The 17,784-nt window shown below is 41.4% G+C and carries 14 protein-coding genes and 1 pseudogene; 5 read left to right on the top strand and 10 right to left on the bottom strand.

What is annotated here, in order from left to right; genetic code table 11:
• Positions 1-27: 27 nt before the first annotated feature.
• On the bottom strand, positions 28-327 hold the full coding sequence (locus IQ259_RS19165) for a hypothetical protein (RefSeq protein WP_193887591.1): 300 nt from the start codon (positions 325-327) through the stop codon (positions 28-30).
• Between IQ259_RS19165 and IQ259_RS19160 the strand changes: the two genes are divergently transcribed.
• Complete coding sequence (locus IQ259_RS19160) at positions 292-6,066, top strand: CHAT domain-containing protein (protein ID WP_193887590.1); 5,775 nt, start codon at positions 292-294, stop codon at positions 6,064-6,066. The genes IQ259_RS19165 and IQ259_RS19160 overlap by 36 nt on opposite strands.
• Before the next feature lie 191 nt (positions 6,067-6,257).
• On the opposite strand, the gene IQ259_RS19155 is transcribed toward IQ259_RS19160, so the two are convergent.
• Positions 6,258-6,581 (bottom strand): helix-turn-helix transcriptional regulator, encoded by a 324-nt coding sequence (locus tag IQ259_RS19155; protein WP_193887589.1) that lies wholly within the window; start codon positions 6,579-6,581, stop codon positions 6,258-6,260.
• Between the two features lie 73 nt (positions 6,582-6,654).
• Entirely contained in the window at positions 6,655-7,407 is a 753-nt protein-coding gene (locus tag IQ259_RS19150) for a PAP/fibrillin family protein (RefSeq protein WP_193887588.1), read from the bottom strand.
• Positions 7,408-7,541: 134 nt separating this feature from the next.
• Here IQ259_RS19150 and IQ259_RS19145 point away from each other — a divergent pair, with 134 nt between their 5' ends.
• On the top strand, positions 7,542-8,945 hold the full coding sequence (locus IQ259_RS19145; RefSeq protein ID WP_193887587.1) for a Rieske 2Fe-2S domain-containing protein: 1,404 nt from the start codon (positions 7,542-7,544) through the stop codon (positions 8,943-8,945).
• Positions 8,946-8,955: 10 nt separating this feature from the next.
• Here IQ259_RS19145 and purE read toward each other — a convergent pair whose 3' ends face one another.
• A complete protein-coding gene (purE, locus tag IQ259_RS19140) occupies positions 8,956-9,477 on the bottom strand; it encodes a 5-(carboxyamino)imidazole ribonucleotide mutase (protein ID WP_193887586.1) in 522 nt (173 codons plus the stop codon).
• 271 nt (positions 9,478-9,748) lie between these two features.
• On the opposite strand from purE, the gene nagA reads away from it, so the two are divergent.
• Complete coding sequence (gene nagA, locus IQ259_RS19135; protein WP_193887585.1) at positions 9,749-10,918, top strand: N-acetylglucosamine-6-phosphate deacetylase; 1,170 nt, start codon at positions 9,749-9,751, stop codon at positions 10,916-10,918.
• A gap of 537 nt (positions 10,919-11,455) precedes the next feature.
• Positions 11,456-11,710: a hypothetical protein gene (locus IQ259_RS19130; protein ID WP_193887584.1), complete on the top strand. Its 255-nt coding sequence runs from the start codon at positions 11,456-11,458 to the stop codon at positions 11,708-11,710.
• Positions 11,711-11,741: 31 nt separating this feature from the next.
• Here IQ259_RS19130 and IQ259_RS19125 read toward each other — a convergent pair whose 3' ends face one another.
• From IQ259_RS19125 to IQ259_RS19115, 3 genes are all read right to left on the bottom strand, one after another.
• The gene (locus IQ259_RS19125; RefSeq protein WP_193887583.1) at positions 11,742-12,767 is read right to left on the bottom strand and encodes a zinc-binding dehydrogenase; all 1,026 of its coding nucleotides are present in this window, start codon (positions 12,765-12,767) and stop codon (positions 11,742-11,744) included.
• Between the two features lie 187 nt (positions 12,768-12,954).
• On the bottom strand, positions 12,955-13,140 hold the full coding sequence (locus IQ259_RS19120) for a hypothetical protein (RefSeq protein ID WP_193887582.1): 186 nt from the start codon (positions 13,138-13,140) through the stop codon (positions 12,955-12,957).
• 58 nt (positions 13,141-13,198) lie between these two features.
• Entirely contained in the window at positions 13,199-14,263 is a 1,065-nt protein-coding gene (locus tag IQ259_RS19115) for a glycosyltransferase family 4 protein (RefSeq protein ID WP_193887581.1), read from the bottom strand.
• Between the two features lie 459 nt (positions 14,264-14,722).
• Here IQ259_RS19115 and xth point away from each other — a divergent pair, with 459 nt between their 5' ends.
• The gene (gene xth / locus IQ259_RS19110) at positions 14,723-15,505 is read left to right on the top strand and encodes an exodeoxyribonuclease III (protein ID WP_193887580.1); all 783 of its coding nucleotides are present in this window, start codon (positions 14,723-14,725) and stop codon (positions 15,503-15,505) included.
• A 27-nt stretch (positions 15,506-15,532) separates the two neighbouring features.
• Here the strand turns inward: xth and IQ259_RS19105 are convergent, their stop codons facing one another.
• From IQ259_RS19105 to IQ259_RS19095, 3 genes and pseudogenes are all read right to left on the bottom strand, one after another.
• Entirely contained in the window at positions 15,533-15,718 is a 186-nt protein-coding gene (locus IQ259_RS19105) for a diguanylate cyclase domain-containing protein (protein WP_370568054.1), read from the bottom strand.
• Positions 15,719-15,791: 73 nt separating this feature from the next.
• A complete protein-coding gene (locus tag IQ259_RS19100) occupies positions 15,792-17,306 on the bottom strand; it encodes an ATP-binding protein (protein ID WP_193887579.1) in 1,515 nt (504 codons plus the stop codon).
• A pseudogene (locus IQ259_RS19095) lies at positions 17,278-17,658 on the bottom strand (sensor histidine kinase); the annotation flags it as partial. The pseudogene IQ259_RS19095 and the gene IQ259_RS19100, both read right to left, overlap by 29 nt.
• Between the last annotated feature and the right edge of the window lie 126 nt (positions 17,659-17,784).

Here is a 17,784-nt window from a genome sequence, read left to right as displayed (position 1 = left end):
GAATTCAAGAAAAAGAATAGAACATTTTTAGATGAAACTCAAAGTTTCGAGCAAAAAGCATGAAATTTTAAGTAAAAAGCTTGACATTTCAAGTTCAAAACCTGACACTTCGAGTTCAAAGCCTGACGCTTCGAGTTCAAAGCCTGACGCTTCGAGTTCAAAGCCTGACGCTTCGAGTAAAAAGCCTGATGCTTCGAGTAAAAAGCCTGACACTTCGAGTTCAAAGCCTGACACTTTGAGTTCAAAGCTTAAATGCTTATTAATAGCAGTGATTATTTTGGATAAACAATCATGCTGCAAGATAACTCCCGAAAAGTTGAGCGCCATTTTGCCCTTCTGATGGGCGTAGTATTTGCTACTACCTACAGCATCCCCATCAGCGCCCAACCCATAATTCCCACAGCATCCCAGTCACCAACAACAGAAAACTCCGCCACATCAAGAACGCGACAACCCATACAGGCATTTGGCGGACAACTTGTCGTATTTCTGGGGCATCAGAATAGGCTCACCAGTACAGCATTTAGCCCCGATGGTCGGCAAATCCTCACTGCTAGTGCAGATAAAACCGCCCGGTTGTGGGATATCAAAGGCAATCTCCTCCAAGAGTTTCGGGGTCATGAAAGAGACTTAACAAGTGCAGTATTTAGTCCCAATGGCAAGCAAATTCTCACCGCCAGTGAGGATAGAACCGCCCGGTTATGGGATACTAAAGGCAATCTTCTTCAAGAGTTCCGGGGGCATGAAAATACCGTCAACAATGCCGTATTTAGCCCGGATGGTCGCCAAATCCTCACCGTGAGCATTTTTTGGGATAAAGTCCGGTTGTGGGATACTAAAGGCAATCTGCTCAAGGAGTTTCAAGCACATAAAGCGGTTATTAGTGGGGCATTAGTCGCCCCAAGAGCTGTATTTAGCCCCAATGGCCGCCAAATCTTCACCGTCGGTGCAGATGGAACAGCCCGGTTGTGGGATACCAAAGGTAATCTTCTCAAAGAGTTCCAGGGAAATAAAGATAAGATTCTCAGTGCAGTATTTAGTCCCGATGGTCGGCAAATCCTCACCGCTAGTGTAGGTCAAACTGCCCGGTTGTGGGATACCAAAGGTAATGTTCTAGCAGATTTCCAGGGACATGAAGGTTCTGTTTACAGTGCAGTATTTAGTCCTAATGGTCGCCAAATCCTGACTGACAGCCAAGATGGAACAGCCAGAATTTGGGATACTAAAGGGAATTCACTGGCTGTGTTTGGGCGAAAGGGATATTCCGAGTCGAGTTCTGTCTGGATTGCCACAGGATTTAGCCCCGATGGTCGTCAAATCCTTACCAGTAGCAAGGATGGAACAGCTAAAGTTTGGGATACCAAAGGTAATCTACTGGTAGAATTGCGAGGGCATAATGATATCGTCCAGGCAAGATTTAGCCCAGATGGTCGTCAAGTCATCACCACTGGTTACGATAAAATCGCCCGCTTATGGGACATATCAGCTACTCGTGCTGCCCAATCTGAGCAAATAGCTGCCAGGGAAACCTTTCAGGAAGGCGTGTCTGAGAATAACGCTCAACTAGCAATATTCCGGGGGCATCAAGAGCTTGTCAAAAGTGCAGTATTTAGTCCTGATGGTAGGCAAATCCTCACCGCTAGTGATGAGAAAACCGCGCGGTTGTGGGATATTAAGGGTAATCTTCTGGCAAAGTTTCCAGGGCATAAGGAAGGAGTTAGTAGTGCCATATTTAGCCCGGATGCTCGCCAGATTCTCACCACTAGTTATGATGGCAACATGTGGTTGTGGGATACCAAAGGCAATCTCCTCAAAAAGTTCCTGGGGCGTGACAGTCAAATCAGCAGTGCAGTATTTAGCCCTGATGGTCGTCACATTCTCCCCAGCGATCGCGCTTATCCTGCCAGACTGTGGGATAACCAAGGCGAGCGCCTCACTGAGTTCCGCGTACCTGATGAGCCTGATATAAGATTTCGCCTAATAGTCAACAGTGCCGTATTTAGCCCTGATGGTAGCCAAATCCTCACTGGTAGTGATGATGGAAAAGCCCGGTTGTGGGATACCAAAGGTAATCTTCTGTCCGAGTTCCAGGGACATGAAAAAGCGATCGCAAGTTTAGTATTTAGCCCCGATGGTCGGCAAATCCTCAGCACTGGTGGTGACGATGAAACCGCCCGATTGTGGGATATCAAAGGCAATCTCTTAGCCGAGTTCCGGGGGCATAGAGAGAAACTCAAAAAAGCCATATTTAGCCCCAATGGTCGCCAAATCCTCACTATTGGTCTAAATAACGTCCACCTGTGCGATACCAAAGGTAATTTATTAGCAAAGTTCCAAGGACATGAGAAGGGAATTACCAGCGCCGTATTTAGTCCCGATAGTAACCAAATCCTCACCGCCAGTTACGATCGCACAGCACGAGTTTGGGATACTAAAGGCAATCTCCTAGCTGTGTTTCGGGGGCATGAAGGTTATGTCAACAGTGCAGAATTTAGCCCGGATGGTCGCCAAATCCTCACTGCTAGTAATGATGGAACCGCTCGTTTATGGGATTTTGCGATCGCTCGTGCTAACCAAACCCGAAACTTTCAGGAAAGTGCTGCTAAAAATAACGCTCAACTAGCAGAGTTACGAGAAGATAAATATGGAGTCGATCAAGCAGAATTTAGCCCCGATGGTCGCTACATCCTCACTGATAGTAGTTATCCTTCTGTAACTACCCGCCTGTGGGATACTCAAGGTAATCTGCTCACCGAGTTTCAAGTCCCTAAAGAAAGGCTCAAAAACCCAAAATTTAGCCCCGATGGTCGCCAAATCCTGACAATTGGTGATGAAACCGCCTATTTGTGGGATAGCAAAGGCAATCTCCTCACCAAATTCCAGGGACACAAGTATTCTGTGAGAAGTGCAGAATTTAGTCCTGATGGTCGCCGTATCCTAACTGCCAGTATCGATGAAACTGCTCGGTTGTGGGATATCAAAGGTAATCTCTTAACTGTTTTCCCAGAGCATGAGAGTCAGTTAAAAAGTGCAGTATTCAGCCCTGATGGTCGTCAAATTCTGACCAACAGTTTAGATAAAACTGCCAGGTTGTGGGATATCAAAGGCAATCTCTTGGCTGTATTCCAAGGAAGTGAGGCAAGTTTTGATAGTGCCAAATTTAGTCCCAATGGTCGCCAAATTCTGACTGACAGTGGTTATCTTTATGGAAATGCCCGCCTGTGGGATACCAAAGGCAATCTCCTAGCCGAATTCCCAGGACGAAAAGATGGAGATACAAGTTCGTTCAGGCACTACAGGGCAGAATTTAGCCCCGATGGTAATCAAATTATCATTGCCAGAGGGGATGGAACAGTCCGTCTGTGGGATATCAAAGGTAATCTCTTAGCAGAGTTACTAGGGCATGATTTTAGAGTGAACACTGCCGTATTTAGCCCCGATGGTCGTCATATCCTGACTGCTGGTGCTGATAAAACTGCCCGGTTATGGGATACCAAAGGTAATCTTCTCGCCATCTTCCGGGGACATGAGCAAGAGGTGAACACTGCTGTATTTAGTCCTGATGGTCGGCAAATTCTGACAGCTAGTAGAGATAGAACCGCCCGTGTCTGGGATATCTCCGCAGCAATCAAGGTTTCTGCGGCTGAAGTAGCATTTATCAAAGGAAATCAATTTTCTAATCAAGGAACCATCGAATCAAGAAAACTAGCACTTCAAAAGTTAGAAGAAGCTGGCGCACTCTATCGTGCAGATAAAAATTACGCTCAAGCCGCACTAACTCTGTTATCAATTGGAAAAATTCACGCCAATTTAGGTCAATTCCAAAACGCCCTAGACTCCTACAATCAAGCGTTGCCTTTATCAAAACAAGCGGATGCTCAAGCCGAACAAGCCGCTATCCTCAACAGCCTTGGTCAACTCTACACCGATTTAGCTGATCCGAAAATGGCTGTGGATTACTACAACCAAGCGTTACCCTTGTTTTACCAATTAAATGATCAAGGAGCAGTTGCTACCACCCTCAACAACATTGGTGATATTCACGCTGCTACAAAAAAAAGGGAAAATGCCCTACACTCTTACAACCAAGCTTTGGTAATCTCTCGTCCCACAGGTGATTTAGCCGCAGAAGCTACTGCTTTAATTGCTATTGGTAGAACACACATCGTTTCCGAAGAATGGGGAACCGCCCTCAATGCCTATAACCAAGGTCTTCTAATCTCCAGATACTTAAATGACAAAGTAAAAGAAACCACAATTCTTAATCAACTAGGCAAAGTACACGCCGCTTTGGGTCAAAAGTCCACCGCAATTGAAAACTACAACCAAGCTTTATCTTTATCTCGCCAGTTGGGTTACAAAACTGAAGAAGCAAACATTCTCTACAATCAAGCTATCTTTAACCGCCAACAAAATAATCTCACAATTGCTAAAACAGAAATTGAAACGGCGATTAATATTATTGAATCACTCCGCACCAAAATCGCCAGCCAAGAATTACGGCTATCTTATTTTGCCAGCACCCAAGATTATTACAAGTTCTACATTGATCTGTTAATGCAGTTGCACCAGCAAAACCCCAATCAAGGTTATGATGCTGAGGCTTTACACATTAGCGAACGCGCCCGCGCTCGGAGTTTATTAGAATTAATTACAGAATCGCAGTCCGATATTCGGACTGGTGTAGATGCCAAATTACTACAAGCAGAACAGGATATCAAACAACAACTTGATAATAACGAAAAACGCCGTATACAATTGCTCAGTGGCACATATACACCAGAACAAAAACGAGCTTTAGAAGCAGAAACAGCCAAAATTTTAAACCAATATCAAGATATTCAAACTCAAATCCGTATTAATAGCCCTCGTTATGCTGCGATCGCTCAACCTCAACCGTTGACATTAGCACAAATTCAACAACAAGTCTTAGATGAAAATACGATAATTTTAGAATATTTTCTCGGTGAAGAAAAGAGTTATTTGTGGGCTATTTCCAAAACAGAAATAGCCAGTTATGAACTTCCTAAAAATGCCGAAATAGAAACTTTAGTTAGAAACTTTCGAGACGAACTTCTCAAACCTTATTCAACTAACAAAACAATAATCCAAGCATCAGCACCTTTGACAAAAATATTAATAGAACCTGTTGCCGAAAAGTTAACTAATAAAAGATTAGTAATTATCGGTGATGGGGCTTTGCAATATTTACCCTTCGCTGCTTTATCAATACCCAATAGTCAAGAATATCAACCATTAATTATCAATCACGAAATTATCTCTTTACCATCAGCTTCTACAGCCGCACTACTTCGCACTGAACAAAAAGGACGAAAACCTGCAACAAAAAGTATAGCAATGTTAGCTGATCCAGTTTTTACAAGAGATGATGAACGTTTCAATGATCAAAGAAAACCAACCAAAATAAATATAGACAATTTAGCCTATCGAGCTTTTAAAAGAGCCGCAGTTAATACAGGCATTGAATTTGAACGTTTACCTTTTACTCGTACAGAAGCAGAAACAATTTTAAAATTAGTCCCTAAAAATAAAAGTTTACAAGCTTACGATTTTGCCGCTAATCGTGATTTTGTAAGCAATCCTCAACTGAGTCAATACCAGATTCTACACTTTGCTACTCACGGGATTCTCGACAGTAGTCAACCAGCGTTATCTGGTTTAGTCTTATCTTTATTTAATGCTAAAGGTGAACCAGAAAATGGCTTTTTACGTTTGCATGATATCTTTAATTTAAACTTATCAGCAGACTTGGTGGTTTTAAGTGCTTGTCAAACAGGTTTAGGTGAACAAATTAAAGGAGAAGGTATTGTCGGATTGACAACGGGGTTTATATATGCAGGCAGTCCCCGTGTAGTGATAAGTTTGTGGAATGTTGATGATGAGGGAACTTCGGTACTGATGGAGAAATTTTATCAAAAGATGTTTCAAGAAGATTTAAAACCGAGTGAGGCATTGCGACAAGCGCAAATTGAAATGTTCAAGAATCAGCGTTTTTCTAAAGCTTATTATTGGGCAGCTTTTACGGTGCAGGGTGATTGGCGATAATTGAGGGAGTAATGATATGCACTTTGATAACTTTTAATGAAAAGTCTTTAAGCAGACACGATATTACATCTAAGTAGAAAGGTGCAAATAAACCGAACTATGTAACGGAAAGTAAAGTAGCTTGAAAACCTCTTCCCTTCTGCCCTCTGCCTCCTGCCTTGTCATAACGACAATTTTTAACACCGACCTACTTATTCGCAGTAGGAACGCACCGGGGATAATAACCCATGCTGGAGATAATCTGCCAAATATTTTTCTAAAACGCTAAATTGGGGAATATTTAAGCTGTAATAAATCCAACGTCCCTCTTGACGGGAGTTAACTAAGCCAGCTTCCTTCAGAGTTTTGAGGTGAAATGAGAGTTTTGATTGACTTACCCCCAAAGCATCACATAAATCACACACACACAGTTCTTGTTGTCGCAGTAGTTCTAGCACGTTAATCCGCAGGGGATCGGAAAGGGCATGAAAGCCAGCAGCGATTAAATGTGAAATATTGGAAGTGGGGGTTTGCATGAAGTTAGATGTTAATGAGAGTATGCAATCTTAAATTCCAGATGGTGTTGTAGAAATTTATAGCGATCGCTGATCAAAGCCTTTCACATACTAAGACGGTTCCCTTTTCGCCACAAGTAATCCGCAACTCCTCATCAAGATAAATAATTTCTAGACGACCTTTAGGCGATCGCTCCATTATAAAGGTAACTTCTCCAGTGTCAGGATTCATGGTTTGTGGCGGAACTAGACCAAACATCAACCGAAATAAACCCAACATCAAAGTTTCTTTCAAAGTTCTTTTTGCAGATTGGCGCTGCTGGCCAAAAACTTTCTGCCAATCATCCATACTATTTAGGTCTTGTGGTGCTAAAGTTCCTCCGGTAAATCTAACTTGTAGCACCGTATCACTAATTGGATGACAAACACCTTGGTTGCGAACAATCCCAGACAATTGCGGAAAAGATTCATCTGCTGTTGTAAATTCGACAATAATATCGTGACTGCGCTGTTCGCCATTTCCCAACAAAAAAACAGGTTGCAGTACTCTGTCAATCACCACTTTTAGGTTTGTTGGCTGAAACATATTGAAAGCGAGGCGACCAAGAGTATAAGCAAACTTACCATCCCTCAGGCGATCGCCTCCAGGAAAATTGGGCGCACTAATCAATAACCATTCATTATCCAGTAGCTTACCGTTACGAGTTGGCGCTGGATTCGGATTGAGAAGTCGCAGATTTTCAATAGCAGCAATTACGGCGTTGTTTTTAGTATTGCCACCACAAGCAGCCAATGCTTGACGCAAAGCTAGTTTAGCCTCTGCACATTTCCCTGTGTCTACTGCCATAGTGCTGAAATTGTTTAGCTCAACTGCATGTTACTTTAGACCATCGGCTGATTTCGTGACTCTGGTCTGCCATCCTCATTAAAAAATTGTTACATTTTTTGTGAGTAGACAATCATTACTTTACGCATCTCATCATGTCCAACAGCCTGTTACAGCCATTATCCCAAACAAACACAGAAAAGCTTCCTGCTGGTGGACTAGATCCAGAACGTTTTGACTGGCTAGAGGTTTGGTATCCCGTCCACTATGTTGCAGATTTAAATAAATCCCAGCTAACTCGTTTCACCTTACTAGAGCGAGACTTAGTTTTGTGGTGGGACAATAATGAACAAACTTGGCGAGCCTTTGAAGATCAATGTCCACACCGTTTAGCCCCACTTTCTGAAGGCAGAATTAACAAAGATGGCTGGTTAGAATGTCCATATCATGGCTGGGCGTTTTCTGGAACAGGTAAATGTGAAAGCATTCCGCAACAAGTAGCAGGCGGACAAGCCGAAACTTCTCCCCGTGCTTGCGTAACTTCACTACCTACCACAGTCCGACAAGGATTATTGTTTGTTTATCCTGGTAAAGCGGAGAATGCAGCTAAAACAAAGGTTCCCGTCGTTGATGTTTTAGAAGAAAATTCTGATGACTGGGTTTGTTTGAGTACCTTTCGGGATTTACCATACGATGCTTTGACATTAATGGAAAACGTTCTCGACTCCAGTCACATTCCTTATACACATCATCGCACCGTTGGCAACCGGGCAAATGTTTCGCCTGTGGAATTGGAAGTCGTAGAATCAGGGAAGTGGGGATTTAAAGGCGTTTGGCAAGAAGGCCCTCGCAAAGGAACTTTAGGAAGACAAGATACTACCTTTATTGCGCCGGGGTTGATGTGGCATGATCTCACCTCGAAGCAGTTTGGTAGAACGTTGACAGTCGTCTATGCAACCCCCATCCGCAAAGGTGAATGTCGCTTATTTGCCATTTTTCCGTTCAAGTTCTCTGCAAAATTACCAGGGTTATTTCTCAAACTCACTCCGCGCTGGTACTCCCATCTTGGGCAGAATGGTGTGCTAGAAGATGATCAGATTTTTTTACATTACCAAGAACGCTATTTAGAACAAAAAGGTGGCACTGAAAACTTTACTAAAGCATTTTATTTACCAACTAAAGCTGATATTTTTGTCTTTCAGTTGCGCTCTTGGGTGAAGCAATATTGTGCAGAACCGTTCCCAGAACAGACTTTACCACCACCACTGCCCAAAGAAGCCCTACTAGATAGATACCATTCCCACACAAAAAACTGCGCTAGTTGTCGCCCAGCTTTGAAAAACCTCCAACGTTTACGCTTAGGAGTGGCGATCGCAACAGCATTAGTTTGGAGTTTACTGCCTTTACTGGTTTTAATTCAAGGTCATACTTCTACTATCACCGTGATTATTGCCAACTTAGCTGTTTTACTCGGTGCAGGAATTTGGTTTAGTTTAGGCAAATTAGAACAACAGTTTTATCAAGGGCGAGAAATTCCACCGAGAAATATGCCTTCGTAAGTGCCAGATTTCATGACAATTCCTCTTTTAAATATTGCTCATAGCCTAGTTCTTCTAACTTTGCTTGCTTTGTTATGACCAATTCTGATAGAGATTGGCGATATTTCTGCACTTTTTCGAGTAAATCTGGTTGGTGAGTGGCAAGAATTTGTACTGCTAACAGCCCGGCATTTTTGGCGTTACCAATAGCTACCGTTGCTACTGGAATACCTGCGGGCATCTGAACAATAGAATATAGAGAATCAACACCTTGTAAGTTACGGGTGGCTACAGGTACACCAATCACAGGTAAAGGAGTGAGAGATGCTACCATTCCAGGAAGATGAGCAGCGCCACCAGCACCAGCGATGATTACTTTAATACCCCGTTGATGTGCTTGTTGAGCGTATTGCACCATGCGTTCTGGGGTACGATGAGCAGAAATGATCGCCACTTCAGTTTCTACACCAAACTCGGCACAAATTGCGATCGCATCTTTCATTGTGGGCAAATCAGAATCACTGCCCATGATAATACCAATAAGGGGAGCCATAAAATTTTGGATTTTAGATTTTAGATTTTGCATAAGTAGAAAGGTGCAAATAAACCGAACTATGTAATGGAAAGTAAAGTAGCTTGAAAACCTCTTCCCTTCTGCCTTCTGCTCTCTGCCTCCTGCCTTGTCATAACGACAATTTTTAACACCGATCTACTTAGTGTGTCACAGAAAAAAGTTGAGCAAACTTTTCGAGACAGATTTTAGATTTAAGGGCAATTATTGCATTTACAATCGGTTCAGACCTAGCTACTTTCAGTCCAAGGTGATGACCCAAGTAACACACAACCCCATCGTTACAAACGTAGATATTATCAATGCAAGAGTACCTGGTTATCAAGGTTTACAGATGCTCTTAATTAACCGTGAAGGGATGATTGAGCAAATCTTGCCAATGGGTACGCTACGGGCGCAAAGCCTTACACCCGTAATAGATGTAGCTGGTGACTGGATTTCTTTAGGTGGAGTTGATTTACAAATTAATGGTGCATTGGGTTTAGCTTTTCCAGAATTAACCCAGGAAACCGCGGATATGCTGCCAAAAATTTCACAATATCTGTGGGATTTAGGGGTAGATGGATATTTACCGACATTAGTAACTACTTCAGTAGAAAATATACAGCGATCGCTTGCTGTGATTGCTAATGTTTCTTCCAGTCAAACAACAGGTGCGAAAATTCTAGGAGTACATCTAGAAGGGCCATTTTTGAATTACGGGAAGCGCGGCGCACATCCGGCAGAATATCTGTTACCCCTTACAATGGAACAAATTCGCAGGGTGTTGGGCGATTATGCCTCTGTGGTGAAAGTTATCACCCTAGCACCAGAGTTAGACCCTACCGATGAAGTTATTCCGTATTTGCGTTCTTTAGGCATTACCGTTAGTTTAGGGCATTCTCAAGCAACGGCTACCCAAGCACAACATGCCTTTGATTTGGGTGCAAGGATGGTTACTCATGCCTTTAACGCTATGCCACCTTTACATCACCGCGAACCAGGGTTATTAGGCGCAGCAATTACCTATCCTGATGTGATGTGTAGTTTTATTGCTGATGGACAACACATCGTCCCAACCATGCTGCAAATTCTTCTCCGTGCTACCCAAGGGCTGTTCCTTGTTAGTGATGCTCTCGCTCCTCTGGGTTTACCCGATGGTTTTTATCCTTGGGACAGCCGACAAATAGAAGTAAAAAACGGCACAGCACGGCTATCAGATGGCACACTATCAGGGACGACCTTATCGTTATTGGTAGGAGTGCAAAACTTGGTGAAGTGGGGAATTTGTGATTTAGAAAGAGCGATCGCTCTAGCTACCGATGCACCAAGAAAAGCCATTGATTTGCCTGTAATTTCCGTATGTCAAGTTGCTCATTTATTACGTTGGCATTGGGATGAAACAACAAAAGAATTGACTTGGCAGCGATTACTGACTACATAAAATACAGAAAAAAAGAGTGGGAGTAGGCATACCAAACGCCTAATTCTCCCACTCAACATTTGCCGCTGTAGCGCACAGGAATATGTACAAACGTCGCCCTTTATTTAGGGGGCTAAATTATACGAAAATGGCAACGTATATATGTGTTAAATATTCCCATTGCAGCAAATGTAAAGCCTGATTAATTAATGTATTTTCTCAGATTAATCATCTAAAATTTGAGAGTAAATTCATGATGTCATAACACAAAATACATTTTAGATAAGAATTAATGAGGTATTTGATTTTCTTGGTAGCCCCTGATAACAAAACCCTTGAAGTCGTTTATCTTTCATCAATTTAACTCAGTTAATCTGAGTTGGGTTGCCATTTTGGCAGGTTTTTAATGTAGGATTTACTCACAAAGATTAACTTCTGAGACTGGATGTAAGGACAAATTAGGTATGCAACATTAGGAAAATTCTGTATATTAAGCTAAATTGTTCCTGATAGAAGAATAAAGCGCAACCTCACAGAGAATTTGTCTGAGAGATAGTTATGGCTTTACCAATTGAAGAATTTCCAGTACCGCAGCGATCGCAACGCACAGTTGAGCAAATTCCTACTCCTGATCCGACTACCAGAGATCCACTCATTCCTAAAGTTTGGCAGCGCGAACAATACATTGGCATTTTTATTCTGTTTATCAGCTTGATTGCTGCTGTAGGATTATTTAGCCGCCGATTTGAATATGCGCTGTTATTTGCGTTGTCCCTCAGCGTCGTCCTGATTATATTCTTTCTCTCTGTTTGATGAATTCAAATTGATCAGACTTTGGCGATCGCTAACTACAAACCATTGCTACTTTAATTACCTGACGCGCTTTCATATCATGAAACACTTGTTCCAAATCCTTCAAAGGTCGCTTTTCGCTGATGAGTAATTCCCAAGGTATTTTACGACTAGCTATTAATGAAAGTGCTTTTCGCACATATTCAGGTGTATTGTGAAACACGCCTTTTAAAGTGAGTTCGCTATAGTGTAATTGTTCTGTATTAACTGTAATCGTCGTATCTCGTGGACAGCCGCCGAATAAGTTAACTGTTGCGCCAGGACGAGCGCAGGCGATCGCAGTTTCCCATACACTAGGTACACCCGTCGCTTCAATCACCACATCTGCACCCCATCCTTGGGTGAGTTCTTTCACGACACCGGGAATATCTGGAATTTGATGATAGTTAAATGTTTGGGCTGCACCAAATTTTTGACCAATTTCTAGCCTTTGGTCACTACCACCCCACAGCAACACCTCAACACTATCAGCCAAAGCGGCGACAAACATTAATCCGATCGCCCCATCTCCCAAAACAACTACTTTATCTTTGGGTTTGATATTAGAACGGGCTACACCATGCAATACACAAGCTAAAGGTTCTGTCATAGCTGCCAATTCAAAGGGCAATTCATCAGGAACCCGCAACAAATTATGCTGTACGATGGGTGCGGGAATTTTTAGATATTCGGCAAATGTGCCATTATTCCAGGTTAAATTAGGACATAAAGAATACTCTTGGCATTGACAAAAAAAACATTCCATGCAAGGTGCAGAGTTATTGGCAACAACGCGATCGCCCACTTGCCAATCGGTCACACCTGCGCCCACTTCTACAATTATCCCTGCGGCTTCATGACCAAACAGTGTGGGGGGTTTCAACATCTTGGCATGACCGCCACGCCGCCAAACTTTTAAATCTGTACCGCAAGTTGTCGCTGCTCCCACTTGCATGACGACTTCACCAAATGCTGGTATGGGATCAGCTACCTGCTCTAATCGTAAATCTTCCTGACCATAAAGTAACGCTGCTAACAAAGCTTTTGACCTAATTAAAAAGCTCCACCTGATTTTATCAGGTAGAGCCTCTCATACTAATTTGCTTTCAAAAATAGTATTGAGTAATGAGGAAGTAGTTAAAAAATCATCCTTCCTCATCTTCTAATTTAGCGATCGCTTCGATGACACTTGCCTACGTCCAGTGATTATGACTTCATCGCCAGACTTAGGAAGTTACCTTTGGCTGAGTGAGTACTCCTGTATTCCGAGTATCTACATTAGCTAAACGATTAATTGTTAACTGCGGCACTTCTTGTCGGCAAGAAAGGCAAAGCCAATACAATCCACCATGACGGACATGACGCAGTAAAGAACCGCCGCAACACGGGCAAGTGTTGGCTCGCATACTCATTCCAATGTCCTCCTCAAAATAAAATTGATGTTAAATGCAGGTAAAAAAAAGATGTAAATTATGACCGAATTTTAGTAGCGTGGATGTAACCGTTGAGGTTGATGCGATTTTTAATAATTTGTTTGTAAACTGCTTCGTAGCCATCTACCATTTGAGTAACGCTAAATTTGTTTTCAACGTGTTCTCTACAGGTGTGGCGATTAAGTTTCAAAGTAGCAGGAATCATGGCTGCCATTTCTTCGTAGTTTTGGCAAATAAAACCTGTTTTTCCAACAATCACTTCTGGTACAGAACCGAAATTCATAGCAATTACTGGTGTACCTGTGGCCATTGATTCAATCATTACCAAACCAAATGGTTCTTGCCAAGAAATAGGGAAAAGAGCGATCGCAGCATTGCCTAGAAGTTCAGCTTTTTTGGTGTGGTTGATTTCACCGAGATATTCAATTTGCTGGCCATCTATTTGGGGGACAATCTCTTGTTCAAAAAACTTAGAGTCTGCTACATCAACCTTTCCGGCCATTTTTAAGCGCCAGCCAGTTTGTTTTGCAATTGCGATCGCTTGGTGTGGCCCCTTTTCTGGAGAAAAACGTCCTAAGAATACCAAATAAGGTGATTCTTTTGGTTGAGCTATAAACGGATAATCTTCGAGATGAATTCCGTTATAGACTGTGGCAATATAATTTAAATCAATTTGCCTTTGTGCGTTACTAATGCTGACGTATGGCTGTCTTTGGTGGTGACGATATACATTAATGTTATCTTTTGTAAAATTGCTGTGCAGAGTATGCACACTGGGAGTTAAAACCAAACTCGCCAAAGGTAATGCCGAAATTCCCACATGAGAATGAATGATATCGAATTCCGCAGCTTGTTGGTAAGCTTGACTCAGTTCTAACATTTCATACACTGCATACTCTTTAACATCATTGTCTAAACGTAATGCTCGTGGATAAATTGCTGCTAAACGAGCCAGAGTTTGTGAATCGCCAGAAGCAAATAAAGTTACTTCATGACCGCGACGCACTAATTCATCGGTCAATCGACTCACTACCAGTTCAATTCCTCCATAATTTGGAGGTGGAACTCGTTCCCATAAGGGGGCTACCTGAGCGATTTTCATAAGTTGTTTTGGTTCGGACTGTAAAAGAGTCTTTTTGTAAAGATTAATAAAATCTTTTCTCGAAGACAAAGCATTTTTACTTACTCTTTTAAGATTTCAATTAACTTAACTGACTCTTAAAAGTGAAACATTAGTTAACAGTAACGTAAAAGCCTACGGATACATTTAAGACGATTTAGATGTTGTAGTCAGCATGTGTCTACACTTTTAAAATATAGCTCACGTTCCTTTGATTTCATCTACCTTGGGGATCAGAGCCAGTTAAGGAATTTTGTAGCAGAACTTACAAAAACACAGATTTTGTAGCTGAGAATACTAAAAATATGACACGGGATCAATTTTGTAGTAACCTCAATTTGAGCAAAAATAGGCAATTGAGAGGATCATTAACATAAAGATTAAATAATACTAAAATTTTTATAAATGAGAATATCACGCATTAATTCGACAAATAACTAAATGAAAATTGTTACTTGGAATGTAAATTCAATTCGCACTCGTCTAGAACAGGTGATCAATTGGTTAAGTCAGAATCCTGTAGATGTGCTTTGTTTACAAGAGACAAAGGTTATAGATGCCGACTTTCCGCGATCGCCCTTTGCAGAATTAGGCTATCACCTCTACATCTCAGGACAAAAAGCTTATAACGGTGTCGCCCTCATTTCTCGTCAACCACTGACAGATGTTTCTGTAGGATTTACAGCAATTTTGCCTCAGCTTGAACCAGAATGGGATGAGCAAAAACGCGTAATTACAGGTGTGATTGATGGTATTAGGGTTGTGAATTTATATGTTCCTAACGGTTCAACAGTTGGCAGTGAAAAATACGATTTTAAGTTACGCTGGTTAACTGTGCTACGCGAGTATTTACAATTACTGCTCAAATCACAACCAGCCATTTGCATCTGCGGCGACTTCAATATCGCCCTGGAGTCGATAGATATTCACGACAAAGTAAATGCAGAAAACCACATTATGGCATCTGAACCAGAACGCCAAGCCTTACGAGATATTCTGGAATTAGGCTTTGCCGATGCTTTTCGCAAATTTACTAGTGAAGGTGGGCATTACAGCTGGTGGGATTATCGCACCGCTGCTTTTCGACGCAATTTAGGTTGGCGAATTGACCATCACTATCTCACACCAATCTTGTACGATCGCGCCAAAAGTTGCACAATCGATGTTACCCCCAGAAAATTATCCCAACCCAGCGACCATACACCAGTGATTGTGGAATTTTAGTAGACCGAAAAGTTCTACTGAAAGTCGTCATCCTTCAGAATTTACCTGCACCATACAATTTCTCCCTTGGGCTTTTGCCTGATAAAGTCCTTGATCGGCAGCTGCAATTAAGGTTGCAGGAGATGATTGGCTATGGGGAATGATAGTTGCTATGCCCAGGCTGAGGGTAATGAGTTGATTGACCAAAAAGAAAGTTTTTTCTTCTCCCTTCACACTCCACACCCTAGTTTTGGTCAAAGTCCTGACTAATGCAGGTTTTTCTCCTTTTGACGTTGGACTTTCATCATCACTTATTCATGACATTTGGTATATAATTTAGCGGCAAAATGATTGTAAATGTAGTACCGATACCAACTTGACTGTTGATGCTGATTTGACCTTTATGAGCTTCTACACACTTTTTAACGATGACTAACCCCAGTCCTGTACCTGGAATGGATTGTGCATTTGAAGCTCGGTAAAATGATTCAAAGAGTCTAGCTTGATCTGCTTCAGGAATACCAATTCCTTGGTCTTGAATGTGAAAAATAGCTACTTTCTCCATTAAATTACAAGTTAAATCAAAAAATATATTGCCGCCTTCTGGAGAATATTTCACTGCATTAGTTAGTAAATTAGTAAATATGTAATGTAATAGTTGTTCATCCATGCAAGCGTCTGTGCGATCGCTGTGACAATTAAAAATAATTTCCGATCCGCTATGATGAATTGTAGTAAATTCTGCGATTAACTCTCGACAAAATTCTTCCAGATACAGTGAACTAGGATGGCATTCTAATTTACCTGCTTCCGATTTCCCCATGAATAGTACATCTTCCATGAGTTTTTTCATGGATTGTATAGCACCTTTAATCCGCTTTAAGTAGGTATGTTTTTTAGCTGCTGTTAAGTTTTCTCCTTGCATTTCAAGTAATTCTACTGATGATTGAATTACACTCAAAGGATTACGGAATTCATGAGAAACAGTAGATATAAATAGAGATTTAAGTTGGTTGAGTTCTCGCTCTTTATGCAATGCTTGTTCTAGTAATTGTGCCTGTTGTCGTTCGCTAAGATTCCAAAAAACAACTACTACCCCATTTATTTGTCCAGGCTGCCGCATAATTGGGGAAGCACTATCACCAATGGGAATTCTGGAACCATTTTTAGTAATTAGCGATGTAAATTCATCTAAATATACAACCTGCCCATCTCGCAGTACTTTTGTCACTGGGTTTTCTAAGGAAGTTTCTGTAACTTCATCGATTAACCGAAAAATCTTAGATATGTCTTTTCCTAAAGCATCCGCTTGCTTCCAGCCAGTTATTAACTCCGCAGCCGGATTAATAAATGTTACAATTCCTTGCTCATTTGTAGCGATTACTGCATCGCTCATTGAATTTAAAAGAGTAGCTAATCTGTCTCGATTTTCTCTTAAGTCTCGTTCTAAATTATGTTTTAGTAAACCAATTTCAATCGCTATGCGTAAATCTTTTGAGGTGAATGGTTTAATGACATATCCAAAGGGTTGGGTAACTTTTGCTCGTTGTACTGTATTGTCATCGCCATAAGCAGTAAGAAATATTACCGGGATATCTAACTGCTCACGAATTTGAGATGCTGCTGTAATTCCATCCATCTCACCTTTTAAGATAACATCCATTAAAACTAGTTCTGGTTTGCTCTCGAACGCTTTAGCAATGGCAACTTTTCCGGAAGAAGCTGTACCAATTACTGTATATCCTAGTTGATTCAGTTGGTTGGCAATGGTTCTGGCTACTATGACTTCATCTTCAACAACTAAAATTTTCACTTGCTCCATTAGAAATTTCTTGCTGCAAGGTTAATTGGGGAAATTTGATATTGAACACTGTGCCATGATAACGTTCTAGAGTAATGCTGCCTTCAAGTTGTTCTGTAACTAAGTCATAAACCAAAGATAAACCTAAAGAATTAGTATTATTCCAATTTAAATCATTTGGTATACCAATACCATTGTCTTGGATAGACATTTCGATATCACCATCAATACTGTGTAGAGTAATAGTGATAGTACCCGTTTGCTGTTCTGGAAAAGCGTGTTTAAGCGAGTTAGAGATTAATTCGTTAATAATCAATCCACAAGCGATCGCTTGATCAACATTCAGACTCACTGCTCCAATATCAGTTTCTAAGAGGCTGTTTTAAAAGTCTAAGAGGTGGTAAAAAAACTCTCTCAGTATATGCTGTGAATAGATAATAGACAGCACTGAGAGAGCAACATGAGTAAAGCATACCCTAGCAATCTGACCCGCGCCCAA

The organism is Fortiea sp. LEGE XX443 (assembly GCF_015206815.1).
Taxonomy (GTDB): Bacteria; Cyanobacteriota; Cyanobacteriia; order Cyanobacteriales; family Nostocaceae; genus Nostoc_B.
Note: the sequence above shows the minus strand (reverse complement) of the source record. Positions and strands in the feature narration are given on the sequence as shown.

What these genes read in the sequence shown, in the direction of transcription:
- IQ259_RS19160 (WP_193887590.1), top strand. Translation starts at nt 292, where the DNA reads ATGCTGCAAGATAACTCCCGAAAAGTTGAGCGCCATTTTGCCCTTCTG.
- IQ259_RS19165 (WP_193887591.1), bottom strand. Translation starts at nt 327, where the DNA reads ATGGCGCTCAACTTTTCGGGAGTTATCTTGCAGCATGATTGTTTATCC.
- IQ259_RS19155 (WP_193887589.1), bottom strand. Translation starts at nt 6,581, where the DNA reads ATGCAAACCCCCACTTCCAATATTTCACATTTAATCGCTGCTGGCTTT.
- IQ259_RS19150 (WP_193887588.1), bottom strand. Translation starts at nt 7,407, where the DNA reads ATGGCAGTAGACACAGGGAAATGTGCAGAGGCTAAACTAGCTTTGCGT.
- IQ259_RS19145 (WP_193887587.1), top strand. Translation starts at nt 7,542, where the DNA reads ATGTCCAACAGCCTGTTACAGCCATTATCCCAAACAAACACAGAAAAG.
- purE (WP_193887586.1), bottom strand. Translation starts at nt 9,477, where the DNA reads ATGGCTCCCCTTATTGGTATTATCATGGGCAGTGATTCTGATTTGCCC.
- nagA (WP_193887585.1), top strand. Translation starts at nt 9,749, where the DNA reads ATGACCCAAGTAACACACAACCCCATCGTTACAAACGTAGATATTATC.
- IQ259_RS19130 (WP_193887584.1), top strand. Translation starts at nt 11,456, where the DNA reads ATGGCTTTACCAATTGAAGAATTTCCAGTACCGCAGCGATCGCAACGC.
- IQ259_RS19120 (WP_193887582.1), bottom strand. Translation starts at nt 13,140, where the DNA reads ATGAGTATGCGAGCCAACACTTGCCCGTGTTGCGGCGGTTCTTTACTG.
- IQ259_RS19115 (WP_193887581.1), bottom strand. Translation starts at nt 14,263, where the DNA reads ATGAAAATCGCTCAGGTAGCCCCCTTATGGGAACGAGTTCCACCTCCA.
- xth (WP_193887580.1), top strand. Translation starts at nt 14,723, where the DNA reads ATGAAAATTGTTACTTGGAATGTAAATTCAATTCGCACTCGTCTAGAA.
- IQ259_RS19100 (WP_193887579.1), bottom strand. Translation starts at nt 17,306, where the DNA reads ATGGAGCAAGTGAAAATTTTAGTTGTTGAAGATGAAGTCATAGTAGCC.